General features: G+C 74.6%; 3 protein-coding genes. 2 read left to right on the top strand and 1 reads right to left on the bottom strand.

The window, feature by feature from the left end; all coding sequences use genetic code 11:
• The coding region (locus DQW06_RS27105; protein WP_117199557.1) for a fibronectin type III domain-containing protein at positions 1-2,077 on the top strand (2,077 nt) is incomplete at its 5' end.
• Positions 2,078-2,181: 104 nt separating this feature from the next.
• Positions 2,182-2,568, top strand: coding sequence for a spore-associated protein (locus tag DQW06_RS27100; protein WP_232238597.1), 387 nt, complete (start codon positions 2,182-2,184; stop codon positions 2,566-2,568).
• 46 nt (positions 2,569-2,614) lie between these two features.
• On the opposite strand, the gene DQW06_RS27095 is transcribed toward DQW06_RS27100, so the two are convergent.
• A partial coding sequence (locus DQW06_RS27095; protein WP_232833179.1) for a fibronectin type III domain-containing protein occupies positions 2,615-3,189 on the bottom strand: 575 nt, incomplete at its 5' end.

The following is a 3,189-nucleotide window of genomic DNA, read 5'->3' as shown; positions in this document are numbered from 1 at the left end:
CGGCGCCGGGGCCATGGGCCGTGCGGACGAGATGTCCGACGGCGCCGTGTGGCTCTGGGACAGCCCCGCGGGCGAGAGCTTCCGCGTCAACGGCGACAACGCGCGGATCGACCTCGTCGCCGCGCTGCCCGGCTCCGCCGGAAGCCCCGTCCAGGTCACCCAGAACGACGACTACCTCCTGCTCCACGACCCCGAGACCGGCCGGGTGACCTCGGTGGACCTGCGGGAGATGGGGTTCTCCGGTGTGCTCGAACTCGGCACCGGCGGCGACTTCGGCCTCGCGCTGGGCGAGGAGACCGCGGTGGTCATCGACCGCGCCAGCGGTGAGGTCAAGGCGGTGGACCCCGCGACCCTCCAGCCCACCGGGCCCTCCCTGAGGATCCCGGCCCCGCTGGTCGGCGGGGCCTTCGACGACTCCGACACCCTCTGGCTGGGGGTGCCCACCCAGGGCACGGTCGTCGGTGTCCGGGTCGAGGGCGAGGAGGCCGTCATCACGCAGACCGCGTCGGTGGCCGACCCCGGCGCCGACATCGCCGTCACGGTCCTCGACGACGGCGTGCTCGCGGTCGACCGGAGCGGCGACCGCATGGTCGCCGTCCGCAACGGCGGCGAGTCCCGGACCATCACCTCCCCCGTCCCGCTGGAGGGCGCCGAGGTACCGCCGCGCACCCGGGGCGACCTGGCCGCCGTGACGCTGCCCGGGTCCGGCGAGGTCGTCACCGTGTCCGACCCCACCGGTTCGGCGGGCGTGGACCGCTTCTCCACCGGCCGTGAGGGCGGCGGCACCGCCGTCCCCTACGAGGGCCGCTTCTACGTGCCCTTCCCCGAGGACGGCACGGTGCGCGTCTTCGACCCCGCCGGGGACGAGCTCAACCCCATCACCCTGCCCGGCGCCGAGGGACCGCTGGAACTGGAGACGCGCGAGGGCAACCTGTACATCAACTCGCCCGATACCGGGGTGGCGGCGGTCGTCGACCCCGGGGGCCAGGCCACCGTCATCGACAAGACCGCCCCGCCGCCCGGCCCCGGCGAGACCGACGAGGACGATCCCGCTCCCGGGGAACCGGACGCGGGCGACACCACCGCGCCCGAACCCGGCGACGTTCCCGTGCCCGACGCGGGTGGCCCCGAGCCCGGTGACACCACCGCCCCGGAGCCCGGCGGCACCGACGGCGGCACCGCCCCCGAGACCCCGGTCGTGGAGAACCCCCGGGACGGCGAGGAGGAAGAGGACGAGGGCACGGCGCCGGGCGCGCCGACACCCGTCTCCTTCACCGCCGGGGACGGCTCCGTCACGCTGTCCTGGCCGGAGGCCTACTCCCCGGACTCCCCCGTGGAGACCTACGACATCACGTGGCAGGGCGGCAGCACGACCGTCGACGGCTCGGAGCTGGAGGCCACGATCACCGGACTGGAGAACGGCACCTCCTACCGCTTCCGGGTGCGGGCCTCCAACGCCTTCGGCACCGGTCCCGCCGCGCAGACCGAGGAGGTCACTCCCAGCCCCCGGGCTCCCGGCGCGCCGAGCGGCGTCACCGTCGCCGCGGCGGGAAGCGACAGCGTGACCGTGTCCTGGGAGGCCGCCCAGGGGGCCGCGGACTACCTCGTCTCCGCCTCCTCCGACTCCGGTCCGGTGAGCGACCGCACGTCCACGGGCACGTCGGTGGAGGTCGCCGGGCTGGCGCCGGGCGGCACCTACACCTTCACCGTGACGGCGCGCGGCACGGGGGGCGTCAGCGGCGAGTCCGCCACGAGCGCCCCGTTCACCATGCCCACCCAGGAGATCGGAGCGCCCGCCAGCGTCTCCTTCAGCGCTTCCGGGGACACGGTGACGGTCACCTGGTCGCAGGTGGAGGGGGCGACCCAGTACACCGTCACGCCGCACGGCGACGGCTCCAGGTCGCTGAGCGAGGTGAGCACGCCCGGCACCGCGGCCGGGGGCGGACAGCTCTCCTACACCTACCAGCCGCGCGGCTCGGGGCGCTGCTACTCCTTCACCGTGCTGGCGGCGTCCGAGAGCGCCACCGCCGACAGCGGCACGACCAGTACCGCCAGCTGCTCACGGGAGTTCAGATGACGCCGACGTCCAGGCCGGGAACCGGAGAGCACACGGAGGAGGAGCCCGTGCCGAGGAAGAGCTGGAAGCGCAGGTGCGGGACAGCGGCGGCGGCACTGGCCACGGTGGCGTCGATCCTCGTCCTGTCCTCGGCCACCACCGCGCAGGGGGCGGACCCCGCCCAGGTGTGCAACGCCAGCCATCCCGAGGGCAACGGGGTCTACAGCGAACCCGTCAACCAGGCGGCGATCCCGAACGGTATGGGAACCGTCTACCTGTACTACGAGGGCACCACCGGGTACAACTGCGCCGTGACCGTCGGCACGGCCGGGACCATGTACATGGACGTCGGCCTCCGGCAGTCCGGCAGCGGCGGGGGGACCTGGGACTCGGGAACCTTCGACCAGTACGCCGGTCCCGTCTACGTCCACGCGCCGGGGATCTGCGTGGACACCACGGGGGCCGTGGGCGACCAGTCGGCCACCCTGACCGGCACCAACTGCGGTTCCTGAACCACCGGAACGTGTCGGCTGTCCGCCGCCGCGCCCCCGGAGCGGTTCACCCGCCGCTTCGGTCTGTGCACGCCTCCTCGGAGTAGGCGACCTCGTCCACGGTGACCACCGCGATGACGGTGAAGCAGTACTCCTCGTCGGCGTCGAGCCCGCTCACCTCGGCCCGGGTCCCGCCGGGCCCCACGTCGGCGAGGGGGGCGTAGACGGTACCGACGGGGCCGCCGACGACGTGGTGGGCGACCGCGCCGCCGCTGTTGTCCGTCCAGGTCAGCAGCACCGTGTCGCCGGAGTCCTCCAGTCGGACGTCGGTGGGCGCGGCCTCCTCGTTGACCGCGGCGGGCGGCGCGGGCGGTTCGTCCTCCTGGCCCCGGGCCGACTCCGGACCGGCCTGGGTCTCCTCCGCGCCCGCGGAACCGTCCTGTTCCCGGCCTCCGCCTCCCAGCGGAAGCAGGACGACCACCGCGCCGACCAGCACGGTGGCGAGGGCCAGGGCCGAGGCCGCCACGGCGGCGATGACGAGGGGGCGTCTCCGGCCGGACCGCGCGGGCCGCGCCCAGGTCTGTCCGGGCGCTGCGGACCGCTGTGGAGTCGGGAAGGCATAGGGGTCGGCCGTCGGGGGAC

The organism is Nocardiopsis sp. TNDT3, from assembly GCF_003427465.1.
Classification (GTDB): domain Bacteria; phylum Actinomycetota; class Actinomycetes; order Streptosporangiales; family Streptosporangiaceae; genus Nocardiopsis; species Nocardiopsis dassonvillei.
Note: the sequence above shows the minus strand (reverse complement) of the source record. Positions and strands in the feature narration are given on the sequence as shown.